The sequence below is a fragment of the Streptomyces sp. NPDC051320 genome, assembly GCF_040682175.1.
Lineage (GTDB): Bacteria > Actinomycetota > Actinomycetes > Streptomycetales > Streptomycetaceae > Streptomyces.
This window is the reverse complement of sequence record NZ_JBFBAL010000001.1, coordinates 210,208-232,076: the sequence shown is the minus strand read 5'-3', so window position 1 is coordinate 232,076 and position 21,869 is coordinate 210,208. Positions and strand designations below refer to the sequence as shown.

Genomic DNA, 21,869 nt, shown 5'->3' with positions numbered 1-21,869 from the left:
AGGCGGTAGGGCCTCGCGATGCCACAGCGGAAAGGGGCGGCTAGGGGAACGGCCCCGAGCCCCATAGGATTGGGGGCAAAATCCGCACACTCACCCCTGAGGATCGCTGCATGCCTGGCATTACGCGCGAGGAGGTCGCCCACCTCGCACGGCTGGCACGTCTGGAGCTGAAGGACGAAGAGCTCGACCACTTCGCCGGACAGCTCGACGACATTCTCGGCGCGGTCGCCCGCGTCTCCGAGGTCGCCGACCAAGACGTTCCGCCGACCTCCCACCCGCTGCCGCTGACGAATGTCATGCGCGCGGACGAGGTCCGTCCGTCGCTCACCCCGGAGCAGGCCCTCTCCGGCGCCCCCGCTCAGGAACAGCAGCGTTTCAAGGTGCCGCAGATCCTGGGGGAGGACTAACCCATGTCGGACAGCAACATCATCAAGCTCACCGCTGCGGAGACCGCCGCACGGATCGCATCCGGTGAGCTGACGGCCGTCGAGGTCGCCGAGGCCCATCTGGCCCGGATCGAAGCCGTCGACGAGAAGGTCAATGCCTTTCTGCACGTCGACCGGGAGGGAGCGCTCGCGCAGGCCCGCTCCGTGGACGCGAAGCGGGCGAAGGGCGAAAAGCTGGGACCGCTGGCCGGAGTCCCGCTTGCCCTCAAGGACATCTTCACCACCGAGGGCGTCCCGACGACCGTCGGCTCGAAGATCCTCGAAGGCTGGCTCCCGCCGTACGACGCGACGCTCACCAAGCGCCTCAAGGCCGCTGACGTGGTGATCCTCGGCAAGACCAACATGGACGAGTTCGCCATGGGGTCGTCGACCGAGAACAGCGCTTACGGACCCACCGGAAACCCCTGGGACCTCACCCGCATCCCCGGCGGTTCCGGTGGCGGATCGAGCGCCGCGCTCGCCTCGTACCAGGCGCCCCTGGCCATCGGCACGGACACCGGCGGCTCGATCCGGCAGCCCGCCGCCGTCACCGGCACCGTCGGCGTCAAGCCCACCTACGGCGCGGTCTCCCGCTACGGCATGGTGGCCTTCTCCTCCTCCCTCGACCAGGGTGGCCCCTGCGCCCGTACGGTCCTGGACGCGGCCCTGCTGCACGAGGTCATCGCCGGCCACGACCCGCTCGACTCGACCTCCATCGACGCGCCGGTCCCGCCGGTCGTCGAAGCCGCCCGCAACGGCTCGGTCACCGGACTGCGCGTCGGCGTCGTCAAGCAGTTCCGCGGTGAGGGCTACCAGGCCGGCGTCCTCCAGCGCTTCGACGAGTCGGTCGAGCTCCTCAGGGGGCTCGGCGCCGAGATCGTGGAGCTCGACTGCCCGTCCTTCGACCTGGCGCTCTCCGCGTACTACCTGATCGCGCCGTCCGAGTGCAGTTCCAACCTGGCCCGCTTCGACGCCATGCGGTACGGGCTGCGGGTCGGCGACGACGGTACGAAGTCCGCCGAGGACGTCACCGCGCTCTCCCGCGAGGCGGGCTTCGGCGATGAGGTCAAGCGCCGCATCATCCTCGGTACCTACGCGCTCAGCTCCGGCTACTACGACGCGTACTACGGCAGCGCCCAGAAGGTCCGCACCCTCATCAGCCAGGACTTCGAGAAGGCCTTCGAGCAGGTCGACGTGATCGTGTCGCCGACCACGCCCACCACGGCGTTCCCGATCGGCGAGCGTGCCGACGACCCGCTCGCGATGTACCTTGCGGACCTGTGCACCATTCCGACCAACCTGGCCGGCAACGCGGCCATGTCGCTGCCTTGCGGTCTGGCCCCGGAGGACGGTCTCCCGGTCGGCCTGCAGATCATCGCCCCCGCCATGAAGGACGACCGGCTGTACAAGGTCGGAGCAGCCGTAGAGGCCGCCTTCGTGGAAAAGTGGGGACACCCGCTGCTTGAGGAGGCTCCGTCGTTGTGAGTGCGATGACCAAGAAGGCCAAGAACTTCAAGAAGTCCAAGTCCGGCATCTACCTGTCTCTCGGTACAACCGCCTTCGGCGCCCTCAGCGTCGCCAAGCAGGCGAAGCTCGCCCGCCAGGAGAACGACACGCTCCGGTTGATGGACGCCGCGGTATCGGCGGCGGCGATCGTCACCGGTCTTGCGATCCTCTACCGCGAACTGAAGCGCCTGGGCGACGACGACGTCCTGCTGGGCTGAGAGGGAAAGTTTCAACGTGACCGTCACTGAACTTGCGTCGTACGAGGAAGCCCTCACGACGTACGACCCCGTCATGGGCCTCGAAGTCCATGTCGAGCTCGGCACCAGGACCAAGATGTTCTGCGGCTGCTCCACCGAGCTGGGTGCCGAGCCCAACTCGCAGACCTGCCCGACCTGCCTCGGCCTGCCGGGCTCGCTCCCCGTCGTCAACGCGATCGGTGTCGAGTCCGCCGTCAAGATCGGCCTCGCGCTGAACTGCGAGATCGCCGAGTGGTGCCGCTTCGCCCGGAAGAACTACTTCTATCCGGACATGCCGAAGAACTTCCAGACCTCCCAGTACGACGAACCGATCGCCTTCAACGGCTATCTGGACGTCCAACTGGAGGACGGCGAGGTCTTCCGGGTGCACATCGAGCGCGCCCACATGGAGGAGGACACCGGTAAGTCGCTGCACGTCGGCGGCGCCACCGGCCGTATCCACGGTGCTTCGCACTCGCTGCTCGACTACAACCGTGCCGGTATCCCGCTCATCGAGATCGTCACCAAGCCGATCGAGGGCGCCGGCGAGCGAGCCCCCGAGGTCGCCAAGGCGTACGTCGCCGAGCTGCGGGAACTCATCAAGGCGCTCGGTGTCTCCGAGGCCCGGATGGAACAGGGCCAGATGCGCTGCGACGTGAACCTGTCGCTGCGTCTGCACGGTGTCGAGAAGCTCGGCACTCGCTCCGAGACGAAGAACGTCAACTCGCTGCGGTCGGTGGAGCGCGCCGCCCGCTTCGAGATCCAGCGCCATGCCGCGGTGCTGAACTCCGGCGGAACGATCGTGCAGGAGACCCGGCACTTCCATGAGGAGGACGGCTCCACCACGGCCGGCCGAATCAAGGACAACGCCGAGGACTACCGGTACTTCCCGGAGCCCGACCTGGTCCCCGTCGCGCCCGCGCGCGACTGGGTCGAGGAGCTGCGCGCCGGACTCCCCGAGATGCCTCGCGCGCGCCGCAACAGGCTGCGCGAGGAGTGGGGCGTCTCCGAATTCGACATGCAGTCGATCCTCAACGCCGGTGCGATCGAACCGATCGTCGCCACGATCAAGGCCGGTGCCCCCGCCGACCAGGCCCGTAAGTGGTGGATGGGCGAACTGGCCCGCAACGCCAACGAGTCGGGCCGCGAGCTCGCCGCGCTGCCGATCACACCCGAGCAGGTCGCCCGGGTGTCCGCGCTCGTCGCGTCCGGCGACCTCAACGACAAGCTGGCCCGTCAGGTCATCGACGGCGTGCTCGCCGGTGAGGGCGGCCCCGACGAGGTCGTCGAGAAGCGCGGCCTGAAGGTCGTCTCCGACGACAGCGCGCTCGGCGCCGCCGTGGACGAGGCGATCGCCTCCAACGCGGCGATCGCCGACAAGATCCGCAGCGGGAAGGTGGCTGCGGCCGGGGCGCTGGTCGGAGCCGTCATGAAGGCCACCCGCGGTCAGGCGGACGCGGCACGCGTCCGGGAGCTGATCCTGGAGAAGCTCGGCGCCGAGGGCTGACGCGACGGGTCCGCTGCGCGGGACTTGTTCCTCTGCCCCCTTTCCCCGGCCTCCGGCCAGGGGAAAGGGGGCAGTTCCGGCACAGGCGCACCCCCTCCGTTTCTCCACCCCGCCCCCTCGGAGCACCCCCTGAACACCGTCCCCGCCGAGGTCCTCTCCGCAGCCCTGCTCCTCGGGGTCATCGCCTTCGCAGTCGCCCGCCCGCGGGGCAGCCCGGAAGCCGCCGCGGCAATCCCCGCGGCCGCGCTCGTGGTCGCGCTCGGTGCCCTCCCGCCCTCCGAGGCGTGGCAGCAGACCCGCACCCTGTTGCCGGTCGTCGGGTTCCTGGCGGCCGTGCTCGTGCTCTCCCAGCTCTGCGCCGACGACGGACTGTTCGCCGCGGCGGGCGACTTCGTGGCGCGGTTCTGCGCCGGGCGGCCGGTTCGGCTGCTCGGTGGGGTGTTCGGTGTTGCCGCGGTCGTCACCGCCGTGCTCAGCCTGGACGCCACGGTGGTGCTGCTCACCCCGGTGATCTTCGCGACGGCCGCGCGGGTCGGCGCCCGCCCGCGACCACACGTGTACGCCTGCGCCCATCTCGCGAACTCCGCCTCGTTGTTGCTGCCGGTGTCCAACCTCACCAATCTGCTGGCGTTCGCCGCGAGCGGGCTGAGCTTCACCCGGTTCGCCGGGCTGATGGCGCTGCCCTGGCTGGCTGCCATCGCGGTCGAGTACGCGGTGTTCCGCCGCTTCTTCGCCGCCGATCTGGCCGCGGGCGCCCACCCACCCGCGGAGGGGAAGCGGACCGCGCTGCCGAAGTTCACCCTGGTGGTGGTGGGGGTGACGCTGGCCGGTTTCGTACTCACCTCGTTCGCGGGTGTCGAACCGGTCTGGGCCGCGCTCGCCGGGACACTGGTGCTGGGCGGCCGCGCACTCCTGCGCAAACGGACCACGGGGACCGCCCTGGTGCGCGATGCCAACCCGTTGTTCTGCCTCTTCGTGCTGGCGCTCGGCGTGGTGGTCAAGGCGGTCGTCGACAACGGGCTCGGGGACGGGATCGGGCGGCTGCTGCCGGGCGGTGCCTCGTTGCCGGCGCTGCTCGCGGTGGCCGCGGTGGCCGCCGCACTGGCCAACGCGATCAACAATCTGCCGGCGATCCTGGCGCTGCTGCCCGTCGTCGGGCCTGCTGGACCGGGGCCGGTGCTCGCCGCGCTGATCGGCGTGAACCTGGGCCCCAACCTGACCTATGTCGGGTCGCTCGCCACCCTGCTGTGGCGCCGGATCATGAACGAGCACGGGAACGAGCCGGAACTCGCCACGTTCTCCCGGATCGGCCTGCTGACCGTACCGGTGACGCTGGCCGTCTCGACGGTGGCGCTGTGGGGAGCGCTGCACCTCGGTTGAACCGGCGCCGGTCGACGGGCCGTTCAGCGCGCCCGGAGGTCGGCGCGCAGCTGCTCCATCTCGCGTCGGTCCCGCTTGGTGGGCCGTCCCGCGCCCCGGTCGCGGACCGGGATGTCGAGGATGGCCTCGCGCGGCGGGGGCGGCGGGCTGTGGTCGGCGTAGCACTCCGCGGCGACCGGCGGGCCGACCCTCTTGCGTACCAGCCGGGACACCTCGACGATCCGCTCACGGCCTGCGTGGAACAGCCGGACCTCGTCGCCCGTCTGTACGGCATGAGCCGGCTTCACCCGCTCGCCGTTGAGCCGGGCATGTCCCGCGCGGCACGCCGCAGCGGCCTGCGAACGGGTCTTGGTGAGCCGCACCGACCAGATCCAGGTGTCGAGCCGTACGGTCCCCTCTTCTGCAGCCATGTCTCGACCCTACGGCCGCTCGTGCCGCTGTGACGAGTACTGCCGTGACGACGAGCCCCTGTGACCAACCCCACGAAAGGGGCTATTGATCTCTATTTGATGTCATAGTGACGCGTCGCAGGTCATGTGCTCTTTACGGGCTATTCCCGGTAAAGGTCCAGAACCACCAGGGAGCAGTCCGTTGGCAGCCATCGCTCGCTGGTGCGTCAAGCACCGCCTCCTTGCCGTTCTCCTCTGGCTCCTCGCCCTGGGTGGTACCGCGACCGCTGCCGGCATCGCCGGGTCCGCGTACACGAACAACTACGACGTGCCCGGGACCGAAGCGGGCCGGGCTGCCGATCTGCTCCACGAGGGCTTTCACGGCGAGGGCGGCGACACCGACACCATCGTCTGGCACACCGCCCGTGGCAGCGTCCGCGCACCGGGCGTCGAGCAGCGGATGACGCAGACCCTCAACCGGATCGACGACCTCCCGGGGATCGCCTCCGTCGGCGCGTCGCACAGAAGCGAGGACGGGCACACCGGCTACGCCACGATCACCTTCCGCGCGGAGACCGACGACATCCCGGTGGCCCAGGTCGAGGCCGTCGTCGACACCGCGAAGTCGGCGCAGGCTCGCGGACTGCAGGTCGAACTCGGCGGCAGCGCGATCTCCCTGACCCGGACCACCAGCGCGCACACCAGCGAGATCGTCGGGGTGGCAGTGGCTGCCGCTGTGCTCTTCGTGGCGTTCGGCACCCTTGCCGCCAGCCTGCTGCCCCTTGCCACCGCCCTGGTGAGCGTCGGTACGGCCTACGCGGGGATCGAGCTCCTCGGACACACCATGACGGTCGCCGACTTCGCCCCGATGCTGGGCATGCTGATCGGCCTCGGCGTCGGGATCGACTACGCGTTGTTCATCGTGACCCGACACCGCAAGGGACTGCGCAGTGGGCTTTCGGTCACCGAAGCGGCCATCGAGGCGGTGCGTACCACCGGACGGGCGGTGGTGTTCGCCGGCGCGACCGTCTGCGTCGCGCTCCTCGGCATGCTGATACTGCGACTGAGCTTCCTCAACGGTGTCGCCGTCGCCGCGTCGCTGACAGTGATGCTGACGGTGGCCGCCTCGGTCACCATGCTGCCCGCCCTGCTGTCGTTCATCGGTACGCGGGCGCTGAGCCGCCGGGAGCGCCGGGCACTCGCCGATCGCGGCCCGCAGCCGGAGCTGGCCACCGGTCCGGCCGCCCGCTGGTCGGCTTTGGTGGAACGGCATCCCAAGCTGCTCGGGTCCGTGGCCGCGACCGTGATGCTGCTGCTCGCCGTGCCCACCTTCGGCCTCCACCTGGGCACGTCCGACCAGGGCAACGATCCGTCAGGTTCGACCACACGGCAGGCCTACGACCTGCTTGCCGTGGGGTTCGGGCCCGGAGCCAACGGTCCGCTCACCGTGGTGGCCCGGCTCGACGGTGCCGGCGATCGGCTCGCCCTCGACCCGCTCCCCGCGCAGTTGCGGGCGACCGCGGGTGTGTCATCGGTCAGCGCGATCACGTACAACGGCAGTGGCGACACGGCCGTCATCACCGTCGTACCCGACTCAGCTCCGCAGTCGCAGAAGACCAGTGACCTCGTCGACCGGCTGCGCAGCGACGTCCTGCCGCAGGCCGAGGACCGCACCACCCTCGACCTTCACGTCGGCGGAGTCACCGCGGGCTACGACGACTTCGCCCGGGTCATCGTCGGCAAGCTGCCGCTCTTCATCGGCGTGGTCATCGGTCTCGGCTCCCTGCTCCTGCTGGTGGCCTTCCGGTCCGTCGGTATCCCGCTCAAGGCCGCAGGGATGAATGTGGCTGCCGTGGCCGCCACCTTCGGAGTCGTGGTCGCGGTCTTCCAGTGGGGGTGGGGGAGCGAACTGCTCGGACTCGGCCGTGCCGGCCCGATCGAGCCCTTCCTCCCCGTCATCATGGTGTCGGTGCTTTTCGGGCTCTCCATGGACTATCAGGTGTTCCTGGTCAGCCGGATGTACGAGGAATGGCTCGAGACCGGAGACAACCGGCGGGCCGTACGGGTCGGCCTCGCCGAAACCAGCCGGGTGATCAACTCGGCGGCCGTCATCATGATCTCCGTCTTCCTCGCTTTCGTCCTCAGCGGCGACCGGGTCATCGCCATGTTCGGCATCGCACTCGCCGCGGCGGTCGGTCTCGACGCCTTCGTGCTGCGTACCCTCCTGGTCCCGGCCCTGATGCATCTGCTGGGCGGGGCCAACTGGTGGCTGCCGGGCTGGCTCGACCGCCGTCTGCCACGCATCAGCATCGAGCCTCCGGTGTCCGGCACCCGTGCGAGGATCCCCGCACAGAATGCCGCCGTGCCGGAGGAGACGTATGTACGTGATATCGCTGGGTGACGGTGCGGAGCTGCGCCCCCTGGAGCCCTGGCAGGCGCAGGAGTACCTGGCGCACATCGACCGCGGACGGGAGTACATCGGCCGGTACATCGCGCTGGCCGACGTCTGCACCGACCTCGATTCGGCCCGCTCCTTCCTCCAGTCGTACGCGGAGAAGCAGGCCGCCGACGCGGGCCGGATCTACGGCATCCGGCTGGACGGCACCCTCGTCGGCGGGGTGCTCTTCCCGCGCTTCGACGCGGCCACCGGCGCCTGCGAGGTCGGCTGCTGGCTCGAGCCCGCGGGTACCGGCCGGGGCCTGGTCACCCGGGCCGTACGGGTGCTGATCGACTGGGCGGTGGACGAGCGGGGCATACACCGCGTGGAGTGGCGGGCAGCCGCCGCGAACACCGGAAGCATCAGCGTCGCCCGCCGGCTCGGCATGACCCACGAGGGAACACTGCGGGAGAGCTACCCGTACCGAGGGAGACGGCACGACATGCAGATCTGGGCAGTCCTGGCGCCCGAGTGGCGGGCGCACAGAAAGCGTTAAGGGCACTCTCAGAAAGCCCCTCTAGCGTGCGCCGTATGAACGCCACCACCAAGTCCGACACGACCGACGACTCCACCACCGCCCGGGCGCAGGACGCCGAGGCCGAGGAGGCCGCGGCGGGCTCCCGCACCGACGCGGACGCCGATATGAACGCGGACGAGGCAGAAGCCGAGGCAGAAGCGGAAGACGTGGAACCGGAGGCGGACATCCACGGCGGCGACCGGCCCGGGATCGGTGCGGGGGCGGCTGCCGTGGTCGCGGCTGCGCTCGGTTTCGTAGCCCTCAGCGGCAGCTGGATGGGCAAGGTGCTCTCCGAGCGTGAAACCCTGACCGGCCAGCTGAAGCTCCCCCAGGGGGCGTCCACCTCCCAGCAGATCCACGAGGTCTACGGCGACTCCTGGCACACCACCGCCCTGATCAACGGAGGCTTCGCCCTGCTGGCCCTGATCGTCGGCCTGGTGGTGCTGGCGGTGCCGTACTTCGGTGCGCCCGGCAGGACCCAGGCGGTGTGGGTGCGCGCCGTGGCATGGGGCGCCGTTGCCATCGCCGTCATCGGCCTGCTGATCTCCCTCGGCATGTACTTCGACCTGTTCGCCTCGCTGCCCAGCGCACCCGCTGCCGCGTCGACGGCGACGCAGTAGGGCCGACCGGGACGCGACCCCACCCACCGATCACGCCGCTGAGGCACCCCCGAGGGGGCCCTGGGCCGTACGTAAGCATCCGCGTGCGTCGCCTAAGGCCCCCTCCGTCATTCAGATGCGGCACATGACCGATGTGGCGGATCCCCCTGGGAGATCAGAGTTGAGGCATCGCAAGAGGCCACAACCGGCCTCCGGACAAGGGAGAACGCGATGTTCCGGTACGAGCTCCAGAAGATCCACACGGCCGAACTCATCCGGGCGGCAGACGCCCAGCGGCTCGTCGCCGAGGTCCGCAAGGAGCGGCGGACGGCCCGCCGGTCCAGGAAGCACGAAGCGCAAGGGCCGGTGAGTTCGCTGCGGGCCCGGTTCGTCCGCGCTGCCTGATGACCCGCGCTCCGGCAGCCGAGCCGATGAGAAGGGGCTTGCCGGCGAGTGGCCCCCGGATAACGGGTGCCACTCCGGCGGACGGCTGTGCGATGCTCTCGCCTGTGGAGTTCACGTCGGTCAGCCCGGTGTTCGTCGGTCGCGCAGAAGAGCTGACCATGCTCGGCGACGCGTTGTCCCGCGCCACCGCGGGGGAACCCCAGGCGCTGCTGATCGGCGGCGAGGCCGGTGTCGGCAAGACCCGGCTGGTCGAGGAATTCCTCGACGATGCGTGCCGGCGCAGAACCGTCGTCGCCGTCGGCGGCTGCGTGGAGATCGGCGCCGACGGGCTGCCCTACGCCCCCTTCTCCACCGCCCTGCGGGCACTGCGCCGGCAACTGCCCGACGAGATGGCGGACGCCGTCGAGGGACAGGCGGGCGAACTGGCCAGACTGCTGCCCGAACTCGGCGACACCACCCCGCAGGCCCACCATGAGGACAGCACCGCCCGGCTCTTCGAACTGACGGCCCGCCTGCTGGAACGCATCGCGGCCGATCGCACGGTGGTGCTGATCCTGGAGGACCTGCACTGGGCGGACGCATCGACGCGGCACCTGCTCGCCTACCTCTTGCGCACCCTGAACCGAGGCCGGCTGGTCCTGGTCGCCACCTACCGTTCCGACGACATACACCGCCGCCATCCGCTGCGTCCGCTGCTCGCCGAGCTGGATCGGCTGCGTACGCTGCGGCGTATCGAACTGTCCCGTTTCACCCGCACCGAGGTGCGCCGCCAACTGACCGGCATTCTGTCCGCCGAGCCCGACCCGACGCTGGTCGACGAGATCTTCAGCCGCTCCGACGGGAACGCCTTCTTCGTCGAGGAACTGGCCGTCTGCAGTGGACGCGGCTCGGTCCCGGTCCCCGGGATCAGCGACTCGCTGCGTGATCTGTTGCTGGTCAGGGTCGAGGCGCTGCCCGAGGACGCGCAACGGGTGGTGCGGTTTGTCGCCGAGGGCGGCTCGACGGTCGAATACCCGCTGCTCGCGGCAGTCACCGGTCTCGCCGAGGACGACCTGATCGAAGCGCTGCGGACCGCCGTGGGAGCCAACATCCTGATCGCTACCACGGACGGTGACGGCTACCGGTTCCGCCACTCACTGGTACGTGAAGCGGTCAGCGACGATCTGCTGCCCGGCGAACGCTCCCAGATCAACCGGCGCTGTGCCGAAACGCTGGAGGCGGATCCCAGCCTCGTCAGACCGGACGCCCGCTCGACCAGACTCGCCGGTTACTGGTACTACGCGCACGATGCGGCGAAGACGCTGCCCGCCGTACTCCTGGCCTCCGCCGAGGCGCGGCGGCGGCACGCCTACTCCGAACAACTCCGTCTCCTGGAACGGGCCATGGAGGTGTGGGACAGCGCGCCGTCCGAGGTGCGGGAGGCCCTGCGGCCGATGGACTACGCCGACGCCTATCCTGCCTGCGGCTGCGAACCGGATGCTCCGGCGCTGCGCTATCTCGACCTGCTTGCCGAGGCGGCGGTGGCGGCGCGCTTCTGCGGAGAGCGTGAGCGGGCCCTCAAGATCACCAAGAAGGCGCTGCGCATCATCGATGCCGGTGCCTGTGATGCCAACCCCGGCTCCGGTGGGAGAGACCCCCTGCGCGCCGCCTGGTTCTGGACCGAGCGCGCAAAACTGGTGCAGACGCTGGCCCGTGGCGACGGCTGGACGGAGATCGCCAACGCCCAGGAGCTGGTACGCGGCCTGCCGCCGTCCGCCGTCCACGCCCAGGTACTCGCCACTGCGGCAGGCTGGGGCATGCTCCATGAGCCGGGCCCCGACAGCCTGGCTGCCGGCGAACGCGCCGTGGACTACGCCCGCCTGGTCAAGGCGGAGGAGATCGAACTCCACGCCCGGCTCACCCTGGGCAGCCTGATGGTCGATTCCGGCGACATCGAGGCGGGCCTCGCCACGATGTACTCCATCCTGCGCCGCACCGCCGAACTCGGCCTGGTCAGCGAGAACTGCCGCGCACACACCAACCTGGCGTCGAACCTGGAGTCGGTCGGCCGCTCGGCGGAGGCGGTAGCGGTGGCCACCGAGGGCGCCGAGGTCACCCGGAAGTACGGCCTGCGTGACCAGGAGGCATGGGTCGTGGCCAATCTGAGCGAGTCGCTCTTCGCCCTCGGGCGCTGGGACGAGGCAGCGGTCTGCGCCGAACAGGTGCTGCGAGCCGCGCTGAGCGCGAAGCCGCGTGGCAACGCGACCCTGCGGCTGGCCGAGCTCGCACTGGTCCGAGGCGAGACGGACACGGCCGCAGCGCATCTGGCCTCGGCGACCGGCCACTTCGGCACTCACGATCCCATGCCCCAGCACGCCATCCCCGTCGCCCGGTGCGCGCTGGCGATCGCAGCTGTACACGGGCGTATCGATGAGGCCCGGGCCGAACTCGTCCGCGCGGTCGAGGCAGGATTCCCGCCGGGCACCCAGCGCTACGCCTGGCCCCTGCTGCTCGCCGCCACCACCATCGAGGCCAACACCCGGGGACTGCCTTCGGCGGAGACCGGACGCGCTGACGCCCTGGCGCTGATCCGTACGACCGCGAAGCGGCTCGCCACCCCCGTGCCACTCTGGCGTGCCTACGCCCTCCACGTCACCGCCGAACTCGAGCGGGCCGCGGGCCAGGACCGCCCGGGCCACTGGTCCGAAGCGGCCACCGCCCTGGAGCCGCTGGAGCGCCCGTACGAGCTCGCTCAGGCCCGCCTGCACTGGGCGGCCGCGCTTCTCGCGCGCAGTAGTACGGTCGGCTCCGGCCGGGAGCAGGCGACCGAGCTGCTGCGCCTGAGCCACGACACGTCCGTCGCCCTGGGCGCCCGACCGCTGCGCGAAGAGACCGAGCTGCTGGCGCAGCGGGCCAGAATCTCCCTCACCGAAGCGGCGTCCGAATCCCGCTTCAGCGCACCGGGGGGCACCGGCAGCGGCACCGGTGACACCGACGGCTTCGGACTCACCAGCCGTGAACGGGACGTGCTGCGCCTGGTCGCCGCGGGACGCACCAACCGTCAGATCGCCGAGGAACTCTTCATTTCACCGAAAACAGCCAGCGTGCATGTCTCGAACATCCTGGCGAAGCTCGGCGTCCCGAGCCGGGGGGAAGCAGCGGCGCTCGCCCATCGCCTGCACCTCTTTTCGGACCTGGGCACGGAACTCGTCACGGCGGCGGAGACTGCGTCCCCGGCCGGATGACCACTTTTCCGGAAGTGAGGTCTATCGGGCCGCGCCCCGGGTCGTTGTCATTGAGGTCGACCCGGGAGAGCTCCAGCCGCTTGTTCTCGTCCTCGGTGTGCTTGCGTCCCGGCGCAAACAGCTCCTCGATCAGATTGAACATACGCACCCCCTCCTGAGGAAGCGTAACTCTGCTTACGTCACCTCCAGTTGGAGGATCCGGTCGTCACCTGGGCCGGGCGTCCCGCGGGAATCCGTCTCGCTGGTGACCAGCCACAGCTTGTTCCCGCCGGCCGAGACCACCGTGCGAAGTCGTCCGTACTTGCCCTGCAGGAACGCCTGCGGCTTCGCGGACGGCTTGTCACCGTTCAGTGGGATCCGCCACAGGCGCTCACCACGGAGCGCAGCCATCCAGATCGAGCCCTCGGCAAAGGCGATGCCACTCGGAGAGGCCTCCGAGGTGCTCCACTGCTCCACCGGATCGACGAAGCCCGCCTTGCCCTGCTTGCCTTCCACGACGGGCCAGCCGTAGTTCTTGCCGGGCTTGATGAGGTTCAGCTCGTCCCAGGTGTCCTGGCCGAATTCGTCAGCCCAGAGACGGCCGTCCGTGTCCCAGGCCAGGCCCTGCACATTGCGGTGCCCGTAGCTGTAGACGACGGAACCCGCCCACGGGTCGCCGTGGGCCGGCCGGCCGTCCGGCGTCATGCGGAGGATCTTTCCGCCCAGCGACTTCTTGTCCTGGGCCATGCCTCGCTCGCCGGACTCGCCCGTCCCGACGTAGAGCATCCTGTCGGGGCCGAAAGCGATGCGCCCACCGTTGTGGATCGTACCCTTGGGAATGCCTTTGAAAATGGTGTCGGGTGCTCCCAGCTGCCGCCCGGCGGGCTGCTTCTCGTCATAGAACATCCGTGCTATCCGGTTGTCGGACGCGGTGGTGAAATACGCATAGATCAGGTGGTCCGTGCCGTACGACGGGGAGAGCGCGATCCCGAGCAGTCCGCCCTCACCGGCCGGAGCCACCCCGGCCACCTTCCCCAGCAATGTTTTCTTGCCGTTCTTCGCGTCGATTCGAGTGATCGTCCCCGTGTCCCGGGAGGAAACCAGCAGATCGCCCTCCGGGAGCACCGCGACCCCCCAGGGAGATGCGAGACCGGTGGTCAGGGTCGAAACGACCTTCACCGATCCCTTGGCCGGTGGCACATCGGGTGACGGCGCCGCGGCTGCGGCCGAGGAGGAGTGCGCGCCCGGACTACGGGCGGCGGCAGACTGCCCCCCGCTGTCTCCCGAGGAGCATCCGGCCACCGATACCAGTACGGCTACGGCCAACACCGCTGTCACAGACGGACGTTTCACGGCCTTGTTCCCTTCGACGACGGCACAGCTACTTCTCTTACACCGCGGCTCCACCGAAGGTTCCCACCCGGCTGTCCGGCCAGGTCGTCACTGTCCGCACCGGGTCACTCCCACGAGCCCCGGGCGGGCGGCAGTTCGGCGATCTCCTTAAGATCCTGTGCCGTCATCACCAGATCCGCAGCGCGGGCGTTCTCCGTCGCCCATCTTTCCTGCTTCGCACCCGCCACCGGCACCACCTGAGGGCCCCTGCTCAGGACCCAGGCCAGAGCCACCTGGGCGGGTGTCGCCCCGTGCCGCTCGGCGATCCGCCGGAGCCCGGCCACCACCGGTTGGTTGGCCGCCATCATCTCGGCCGTGAACCGGGGATGCCTGGCTCGCAGGTCATCGGGCTCGAAGCCCTGCCCCGGGGTGAGCGTTCCGGTGAGAAAGCCGTTGCCCAAGGGCATCGCGGCCAGGAATCCGATCCCGCGCGCCCGGCACCACGGCAGCAGCGTGTCCAGCGCCTCCGGGGACCATACGGAGAGCTCGGCCTCCACCGCGCTCACCGGGAACACCTGCTGCACCCGCTCCAGCTGCCGCACGGTCGCGTCGTGCAGCCGCGCGCCGGAGCGTCGTGACGCCCGCGCCCCCACCGCACAGAATCCCAGGGCCCGCACCTTCCCGGCGGACACCAGGTCGGCCATCGCACCCCAGGTCTCCTCCACCGGTACCTCCGGATCCGCCCGGTGCAGCTGGTAGAGGTCGATGACATCGGTCTGCAGCCGTCGCAGCGAAGCGTCGCACGCCCTCCGTATGTAACCGGGCCGGCCGTTGGCGACGATGTGCTGCTCGCCCGCGAGCAGACCGCACTTGGTGGAGAGGAAGGCATCCGCCCGCCGTTCCTTCAGGACCCGCCCGAGCAGCAGCTCGTTCGTGAACGGGCCGTACATGTCGGCGGTGTCGAGCAGGGTCGAGCCGGCGTCGAGTGCGGCGTGCACGGTACGCAGCGAACGTTCCCCCCGCTGCTGTGAGCCGGTGTACGCCCAGCTCATCGGCATGCAACCCAGCCCGATAGCGCCCACTTCGAGCGCTGCCGCCCCGATTGTCCTGCGCTCCACCTGGCCGGATCCTCCCTCTTCGCGTCCCTCAAACTAACCTCCTGCTCATGACTGCTGATGTGTGGCTCCCCATCCCACCCGACGAGATCGCCGGGCTTCCCGAAGGACCGCGCTACCTGTTCTGGGACGGCGGCGACGCGTACCCCGCCGACCCCGCGGACTGCGCCTATTACGTGGTGCCCTACATGAAGGGCATGAAGGTCGCTCTGCGCCCGCTCGCGGCGATGACGTCGCTGCGCGTCGTGCAGACCCTGTCCGCCGGAACCGACCACGTGCAGAGCGGACTTGACGACCTGCACCCGGGCGTCCAGCTCTGCAACGCGCGGGGAGTCCATGAGGCCTCGACCGCCGAGTTGGCGCTGGCCCTGATCCTCGCCTCGCTGCGCGGCATCCCCGATTTTGTGGTGGGCCAGCAACAGGAGGAGTGGCGCTCCGGATTCCGCCCCGCGCTCGCCGACCGGAACGTACTGATCGTCGGATACGGCTCGATCGGCTCCGCCATCGAGGACCGGCTCGTTCCGTTCGAGTGCGCGCGGGTGACGCGCGTCGCGCGCTCGGCGCGCACAGCGGAGCGCGGGCCCGTGCACGTATTCACCGATCTGCCCGCCCTGCTGCCGGACGCCGACGTGGTCGTCATCTCCACGCCGCTCACCGAGGACACGAAGGGCCTGGTGAGCACTGGATTCCTGGGCGGGATGAAGGAGGGCGCGTTGCTGGTGAACGTCGCGCGCGGAGCCGTCGTCGACACCAAGGCGCTTCTCGTCGAACTCGAGTCCGGGCGGCTACGTGCGGCACTCGATGTCACCGACCCCGAACCGCTCCCGGCCGGGCACCCGTTGTGGCATGCCCCCGGCTGCCTCATCAGCCCTCATGTCGGTGGGCCGACGTCCGCGTTCCTGCCACGAGCCAAGCGGCTGCTGTCCGCGCAACTCACCCGATTCGCCGCCGGGGAACCACTGGAGAATGTCGTCCTGACCACCGAATAGCCTGCGTTTCAGGCGCCTTTGCCCGTTTCCGGAAGACCGGACGCCGACCATCCACTGCCGTCACGCAGAGTAGAGAAGGTATGTCCCTGAGTGACGATACTGGTGTATCGTCCGGATGGGGGCTGCGCCGCACATGGTGACGGCGCGGGGATCATACAGATCTGGAGGGGGCGACGGACGATGTACGGCCAATGGACCGACCGACCGGCGTGGCGGGGCCACCGACGACGACCTCGCCCCATGCCGGCCCATCACCTCGGCTCTCGCTGGGTGATGCTCCGGACGGCGACGCCTGGGAAGGACCGGTGAGTGCGCCGGGAGCGCTCCTCGCGCGGCGGTCGGTCTCCGGCGGCTCCTCGGGCCTGCTCTCCCAACTGCTCCTCGCCGCACTGTGCGGCGGCTATGCCGGCGCATCGGCGCTCGGCTGGGGCTCCGAGGAACTCGCGCTCATCATGGGCGACTTCGGCCTCAGCTTTGCCGCAGCGCTCGCCGCGGTTTCGTGCTTCTTCTATGCGCGCACCCAGGAGAGTCTGTTCCGGACCGCCTGGCTGCTCCTCTCCCTGTCATCCGCAATGGCCGCCTGCGGAAACGCGGTCTGGGGTTGGTATGAGGTGGTGCTCCGGACCCCCGTCCCGAGCATCTCGCTCGCTGACATGTTCTTCCTCTGCTTCGCACCGCCCGCCATCATCGGACTGCTGGTTCTCGCCAAGCGGCCGGCCACCCGGGCCGGCTGGATCTGTCTGGCGCTGGACTCCTGGCTCATCGGCGGATCGCTGCTCACGCTGGCCTGGAGCCTCGCTCTCGCGCACACGGCCCGACTGGAGGGCGGTGGCGAGAGCGTCGCCCGCGCAGCGCTCCCGCTCGCCTACCCGCTGCTGGACATCGTGCTGGTGTCCATGGTGCTCGCGCTGCACTTCCGCCGCTCGAAGACCAACCGCTCCGCCATCAACACCGCCATCGCCGGGCTCGCACTGACCGTGCTTTCCGACGCTCTGTTCACCTCGCCGCTGCTCCGCGCCCACTACGAGTCCGGCCGGCTGCTGGACGCCGGTTGGTTCGCGGGTTCGCTGCTCCTCGCCTATGCGCCGTGGGGCGGCCGGCTGGGAGCAGCCGGATTCGCCACAGGTACCGAGGCGGAGCCCGCAGCAGGCGGAAGCAAGGCACCGAGCCGCCCGATCGCCGGCTCGCTGGCCGCGCTCACCCCGTATCTCGCCGCGGCCGTCTGCACCCTCGGCATCCTGCACAACGTGGTCGCCGGCCGTCGAGTGGACCGGGTGGTCCTCTTCACCGGATGCACGGTCGCCCTGGCGCTTGTGGTCCGCCAGGGCATCATGCTCCTCGACAACATCGCCCTCACCCACGAACTGGCGCAGAAGGAGAACCACTTCCGCTCCCTGGTCCAGGGGTCCAGCGATGTCATCATGATCGCTGCACCGACCGGAACGCTGCGTTACGTGAGCCCTGCCGCCGCGGGGGTCTATGGCCGGGACGCCGAGGAGCTCATCGGCTCCCAGCTCGCCTCGCTGATCCATCCGGACGACCTGGGACGCGTGGTTCATGAGGTGCGGCGTTTTCTGGCCGCCTCTCCGGCCGCGGAGCCCACGACCCGGATCGAGTGCCGCTTCCGGTCGGGCGCCGGAGAGTGGCTCAATGTCGAGTCCACCGTCAAACGGCACCAGGGCGGCCTGATCTTCAACAGCCGGGATGTGACCGAGCGGGTCCGCCTCCAGGCGCAGTTGCAGCACAACGCCGAACACGACTCGCTCACCGATCTGCCCAACCGCGCGCTATTCACCAGCCGGGTCCGCCAGGCGCTGGGCGGCCGCAGGGCCACCGATCGGGACACGGCCGTACTCTTCATCGATCTCGACGGTTTCAAGGCAGTGAACGACTCCATCGGCCACCAGGCAGGCGATGAACTGCTGGTCCAGGCGGCCCGACGGCTGCGGGAATCGGTCAGAGCCGGAGACACCGCGGCTCGGCTCGGCGGTGACGAGTTCGCGGCTCTCATCGTCGGTAGCGGCCGGCAGCACAAGCGGATCCGCGAGGATCAGGTGCACGAGATCGCCGACCGGCTGCGGCTCCAGCTCTCCCAGCCCTACCGCATCGACGGCAGCGAGGTGCGCGTCGCGGCATCCATCGGGGTGGCGTTCGCCGAGGCGGGTATGTCCCCGAATGATCTGATGCGCAATGCGGATCTCGCCATGTATCGGGCGAAGGCCGCCGGTAAGAACCGCGTGGAGCTGTACGCCCCGCAGATGCGGGCCGAGGTGACCCGCCGATCCGCGCTGACGGTCCGGCTGCGCGCCGCCCTGCACGACGGCGAATTCGCGCTGCTGCACCAGCCCGTGGTGCATCTCGCGACCGGCCGGATCGCCGCTGTCGCCGCCCATGCCCGCTGGCGTTCCTCCCAGGGAATCCTCTTCACGCCTGCCGAGTTCCTTCGGGTCCAGGAGGCGGGCAGCATCGAGGAGAACGCCCGTACCGCCGAGCTGGGCCGCTGGCTTCTGGAGGAGGCCGTGGAACAGGCCGCGGAGCGGCACAGGGCCGGACATCAGGTGCCGGTGGCGGTGCGGCTCTCGGCCCGCAGGCTGCTCGACAAATCGATGCCGCTCGAATCCGTCGAAGAACTCCTCACCCAGCACGCGCTGCCCTCCGGCGCTCTGATCATCGAGCTCGCCGACAGTGATCCATGGATCGCCTTCGAAGAGCTGGAACGCCGGCTGATGGCCCTGCGCAGGCTCGGTGTACGGATCGTGCTGGACGGCTTCGGACGCGGCCACGCCGCGATAAGCAGCCTGCGTCGGCTCCCCGCCGACGTGCTCAGACTGGACCGCGGCCTGGTGGAGGGAGTGGTCGAATCGGCCCGGCTGCACAAAATCACCAGCGGGCTGCTGCGGATCGCCTGTGACCTGGGAATGCAGTCGGTCGCGGACGGTGTGGACGTACCCGAACAGGTGCTGGCTCTGCGCGCCATGGGATGTACCTACGGACAGGGGATGGCCTTCTCCGGACCGCTGGACGAGTACCGGCTGCGGCGTTCCCTGCACCGCTCGCAGTTCCCCCTTCCGGGGGGCGCCGCACGGCCGGCGCTGCTGGCCACCAGGTCATTCGCCGGCTCATATAATGAGACGCCGGTCCCACCCACTTGACAGTCACTACGCACTGGGGAGAGGGTCAATGCCATGCACACCCGAATTCTCGTACTTGGAAAGCGCGTCGGCTGAAGCAGAGCTCCTCACCAGCTCCGCTCCATCACACCGACGCGCTCCCCTCGCTTGCCTCACGGCACGGGGGGTTTTTTGTTGCACCGGCACCACCCGAACACCGCTCAAATCCACGCAAAAACCCTCAGCTTCGAGAAGAGAATGCCGATGACCGAGCAGGCCACCGGGGCCCACCACCCGCAGCCGCGCGCCCGTAACGGCGGACCCTCGTCCGCAACCGTCGAGCACGTCACGGGCGCCCAGTCCCTCATCCGTTCTCTCGAGGAAGTCGGGGCCGACACGGTATTCGGCATTCCCGGTGGTGCGATTCTCCCGGCGTACGACCCGATGATGGATTCGAGCCGGGTGCGGCACATCCTGGTCCGGCATGAGCAGGGCGCGGGGCACGCGGCCACGGGGTATGCGCAGGCGACCGGGAAGGTCGGGGTGTGCATGGCGACGTCCGGTCCGGGTGCGACGAATCTGGTCACCCCGATCGCGGATGCGCACATGGACTCGGTGCCGCTGGTCGCGATCACCGGCCAGGTGGCCGCCGCTTCGATCGGTACGGACGCCTTCCAGGAGGCGGATATCTGCGGCATCACGATGCCGGTGACCAAACACAACTGGCTGGTGACCGACGCGGACGACATTCCGCGGGTCATCTGCGAGGCGTTCCACGTCGCGTCGACGGGCCGTCCCGGCCCCGTGCTGGTGGACATCGCCAAGGACGCGCTGCAGGCGAAAACGACGTTCTCCTGGCCGCCGCAGATGGAGCTGCCGGGATACCGGCCGGTGACCAAGCCGCACGCCAAGCAGATCCGGGAGGCCGCGCGGCTCATCACCCAGGCCAAGCGCCCGGTGCTGTACGTCGGCGGCGGGGTCATCAAGGCGGGTGCGACCGCGGAGCTGAAGGTGCTCGCGGAGCTGACGGGGGCACCGGTGACCACGACGTTGATGGCACTGGGCGCCTTCCCCGACAGCCACCGCCAGCATGTGGGCATGCCCGGTATGCACGGCGCGGTGACCGCGGTGACCGCTCTGCAGAAGGCGGATCTGCTGATCGCGCTGGGTACCCGCTTCGACGACCGGGTGACCGGCAAGCTGGACAGCTTCGCGCCGTACGCCCGGGTCATCCACGCCGATGTCGACCCGGCGGAGATCGGCAAGAACCGCCAGGTGGACGTCCCGATCGTCGGGGACGCCCGTGAGGTCATCGCCGACCTGGTCCAGGCGGTGCAGGCCGAGCACACCGCGGGCACCGTGGGCGCCGCGGCCAAGGACCGTTATGCGGCCTGGTGGAAGGACCTCGACCGCTGGCGCGACACCTACCCGCTGGGGTACGACCTCCCCGAGGACGGCAGCCTCTCTCCGCAGCAGGTCATCGAGCGGATCGGGCAGGCCGCCGACGCCGACACGATCTTCGCCGCGGGCGTCGGACAGCACCAGATGTGGGCGTCACACTTCGTCCAGTACGAGCAGCCCGCGACCTGGCTGAACTCCGGCGGCGCCGGCACGATGGGCTACGCGGTGCCCGCCGCGATGGGCGCCAAGGCAGGGATGCCGGACCGGATGGTCTGGGCGATCGACGGCGACGGCTGCTTCCAGATGACCAATCAGGAACTGACCACCTGCGCGCTGAACAACATCCCGATCAAGGTCGCGATCATCAACAACGGCGCGCTCGGGATGGTCCGCCAGTGGCAGACCCTCTTCTACAACCAGCGCTACTCCAACACGGTGTTGCATTCCGGTCCCGGGGCCGACGGCATCGCGGTGGACGGTAAGGGCAGCGGTGGCACCCGGATCCCGGACTTCGTGAAACTGTCCGAGGCGATGGGCTGTGTCGCCCTGCGGTGCGAGCGTCCGGAGGACCTCGACAAGGTCATCGCCGAGGCGAACGCGATCAACGACCGCCCCGTCGTGGTCGACTTCATCGTGCACGAGGACGCCATGGTCTGGCCGATGGTGGCCGCCGGCACCTCCAACGACGAGGTCATGGCCGCCCGCGGAATCCGCCCCGACTTCGGCGACAACGAAGAGAACTGAGAGCAGAGAGAGACCGACGACATGTCCACCAAGCACACGCTCTCCGTCCTGGTCGAGAACACGCCGGGCATTCTCGCCCGGATCGCCGCCCTGTTCTCCCGCCGCGGCTTCAACATCGACTCCCTTGCCGTGGGCGTCACCGAACATCCCGACATCTCCCGCATCACCATTGTGGTCAGTGTCGAAGACCTGCCGCTGGAGCAGGTGACGAAGCAGCTCAACAAGCTGGTCAACGTCCTGAAGATCGTCGAACTCGAGCCCGGCGCTGCGATCCAGCGCGAGCTCGTGCTGGTGAAGGTCCGCGCCGACAACGAGACCCGTTCCCAGATCGTCGAGATCGTCCAGTTGTTCCGCGCCAAGACCGTGGACGTCTCCCCGGAAGCCGTGACCATCGAGGCCACCGGGGGCGCCGACAAGCTGGAGGCGATGCTCAAGATGCTCGAGCAGTACGGCATCAAGGAGCTCGTCCAGTCCGGGTCGATCGCCATAGGCCGAGGCGCCCGGTCGATCACCGACCGCAGCCTGCGGGCGCTCGACCGCAGCGCCTGAGCGGCACCGGCACATCCCGCGGCCG

The 21,869-nt window shown here is 69.4% G+C and carries 18 protein-coding genes; 14 read left to right on the top strand and 4 right to left on the bottom strand.

Translation table 11 applies throughout. The features are described from left to right. The first annotated feature begins 110 nt into the window (after positions 1-110). From gatC to AB0M87_RS01015, 5 genes are all read left to right on the top strand, one after another. A complete protein-coding gene (gene gatC / locus AB0M87_RS01035; RefSeq protein ID WP_282511819.1) occupies positions 111-407 on the top strand; it encodes an Asp-tRNA(Asn)/Glu-tRNA(Gln) amidotransferase subunit GatC in 297 nt (98 codons plus the stop codon). Between the two features lie 3 nt (positions 408-410). After that, positions 411-1,910, top strand: coding sequence for an Asp-tRNA(Asn)/Glu-tRNA(Gln) amidotransferase subunit GatA (gatA, locus tag AB0M87_RS01030; RefSeq protein ID WP_365849072.1), 1,500 nt, complete (start codon positions 411-413; stop codon positions 1,908-1,910). Positions 1,911-1,915: 5 nt separating this feature from the next. Further along, on the top strand, positions 1,916-2,149 hold the full coding sequence (locus AB0M87_RS01025; RefSeq protein WP_365849849.1) for a hypothetical protein: 234 nt from the start codon (positions 1,916-1,918) through the stop codon (positions 2,147-2,149). A gap of 16 nt (positions 2,150-2,165) precedes the next feature. Beyond that, a complete protein-coding gene (gene gatB / locus AB0M87_RS01020; protein WP_365849071.1) occupies positions 2,166-3,674 on the top strand; it encodes an Asp-tRNA(Asn)/Glu-tRNA(Gln) amidotransferase subunit GatB in 1,509 nt (502 codons plus the stop codon). 129 nt (positions 3,675-3,803) lie between these two features. Continuing rightward, complete coding sequence (locus AB0M87_RS01015) at positions 3,804-5,054, top strand: SLC13 family permease (protein ID WP_365849847.1); 1,251 nt, start codon at positions 3,804-3,806, stop codon at positions 5,052-5,054. A gap of 23 nt (positions 5,055-5,077) precedes the next feature. On the opposite strand, the gene AB0M87_RS01010 is transcribed toward AB0M87_RS01015, so the two are convergent. Then, positions 5,078-5,464: a S4 domain-containing protein gene (locus AB0M87_RS01010; RefSeq protein ID WP_365849070.1), complete on the bottom strand. Its 387-nt coding sequence runs from the start codon at positions 5,462-5,464 to the stop codon at positions 5,078-5,080. Between the two features lie 181 nt (positions 5,465-5,645). On the opposite strand from AB0M87_RS01010, the gene AB0M87_RS01005 reads away from it, so the two are divergent. The 5 genes from AB0M87_RS01005 (at position 5,646) to AB0M87_RS00985 (ending at position 12,625) form a co-directional block, all read left to right on the top strand. Beyond that, positions 5,646-7,844: an MMPL family transporter gene (locus tag AB0M87_RS01005; protein WP_365849069.1), complete on the top strand. Its 2,199-nt coding sequence runs from the start codon at positions 5,646-5,648 to the stop codon at positions 7,842-7,844. Beyond that, entirely contained in the window at positions 7,822-8,376 is a 555-nt protein-coding gene (locus tag AB0M87_RS01000; RefSeq protein WP_365849067.1) for a GNAT family protein, read from the top strand. Before AB0M87_RS01005 ends, AB0M87_RS01000 begins: the two co-directional genes overlap by 23 nt. A gap of 35 nt (positions 8,377-8,411) precedes the next feature. Next, on the top strand, positions 8,412-9,017 hold the full coding sequence (locus tag AB0M87_RS00995) for a hypothetical protein (protein ID WP_365849066.1): 606 nt from the start codon (positions 8,412-8,414) through the stop codon (positions 9,015-9,017). A gap of 210 nt (positions 9,018-9,227) precedes the next feature. Beyond that, positions 9,228-9,401, top strand: a complete 174-nt coding sequence (locus tag AB0M87_RS00990; RefSeq protein WP_365849065.1) for a hypothetical protein — start codon at positions 9,228-9,230, stop codon at positions 9,399-9,401. Between the two features lie 92 nt (positions 9,402-9,493). Then, on the top strand, positions 9,494-12,625 hold the full coding sequence (locus AB0M87_RS00985) for an AAA family ATPase (protein ID WP_365849063.1): 3,132 nt from the start codon (positions 9,494-9,496) through the stop codon (positions 12,623-12,625). Here the strand turns inward: AB0M87_RS00985 and AB0M87_RS00980 are convergent. The 3 genes from AB0M87_RS00980 to AB0M87_RS00970 all read right to left on the bottom strand — a co-directional run bounded on the left by AB0M87_RS00980 (position 12,591) and on the right by AB0M87_RS00970 (position 15,054). After that, positions 12,591-12,767 carry a DUF6191 domain-containing protein gene (locus AB0M87_RS00980; RefSeq protein ID WP_365849062.1) on the bottom strand — a complete coding sequence of 59 codons (177 nt, stop codon included), beginning with the start codon at positions 12,765-12,767 and terminating at the stop codon, positions 12,591-12,593. The two genes, AB0M87_RS00985 and AB0M87_RS00980, sit on opposite strands and share 35 nt — an antisense overlap. A gap of 32 nt (positions 12,768-12,799) precedes the next feature. Further along, on the bottom strand, positions 12,800-13,957 hold the full coding sequence (locus AB0M87_RS00975; RefSeq protein WP_365849060.1) for a PQQ-dependent sugar dehydrogenase: 1,158 nt from the start codon (positions 13,955-13,957) through the stop codon (positions 12,800-12,802). A gap of 104 nt (positions 13,958-14,061) precedes the next feature. Next, the gene (locus AB0M87_RS00970) at positions 14,062-15,054 is read right to left on the bottom strand and encodes an aldo/keto reductase (RefSeq protein ID WP_365849059.1); all 993 of its coding nucleotides are present in this window, start codon (positions 15,052-15,054) and stop codon (positions 14,062-14,064) included. 47 nt (positions 15,055-15,101) lie between these two features. Between AB0M87_RS00970 and AB0M87_RS00965 the strand changes: the two genes are divergently transcribed. The 4 genes from AB0M87_RS00965 to ilvN all read left to right on the top strand — a co-directional run bounded on the left by AB0M87_RS00965 (position 15,102) and on the right by ilvN (position 21,844). Continuing rightward, positions 15,102-16,040, top strand: a complete 939-nt coding sequence (locus AB0M87_RS00965) for a 2-hydroxyacid dehydrogenase (protein WP_365849058.1) — start codon at positions 15,102-15,104, stop codon at positions 16,038-16,040. 305 nt (positions 16,041-16,345) lie between these two features. Further along, positions 16,346-19,192: an EAL domain-containing protein gene (locus AB0M87_RS00960; RefSeq protein ID WP_365849057.1), complete on the top strand. Its 2,847-nt coding sequence runs from the start codon at positions 16,346-16,348 to the stop codon at positions 19,190-19,192. Between the two features lie 216 nt (positions 19,193-19,408). Then, complete coding sequence (locus tag AB0M87_RS00955; RefSeq protein ID WP_365849056.1) at positions 19,409-21,295, top strand: acetolactate synthase large subunit; 1,887 nt, start codon at positions 19,409-19,411, stop codon at positions 21,293-21,295. 21 nt (positions 21,296-21,316) lie between these two features. Next, positions 21,317-21,844: an acetolactate synthase small subunit gene (gene ilvN / locus AB0M87_RS00950; protein WP_365849054.1), complete on the top strand. Its 528-nt coding sequence runs from the start codon at positions 21,317-21,319 to the stop codon at positions 21,842-21,844. The last annotated feature ends 25 nt before the right edge of the window (positions 21,845-21,869 follow it).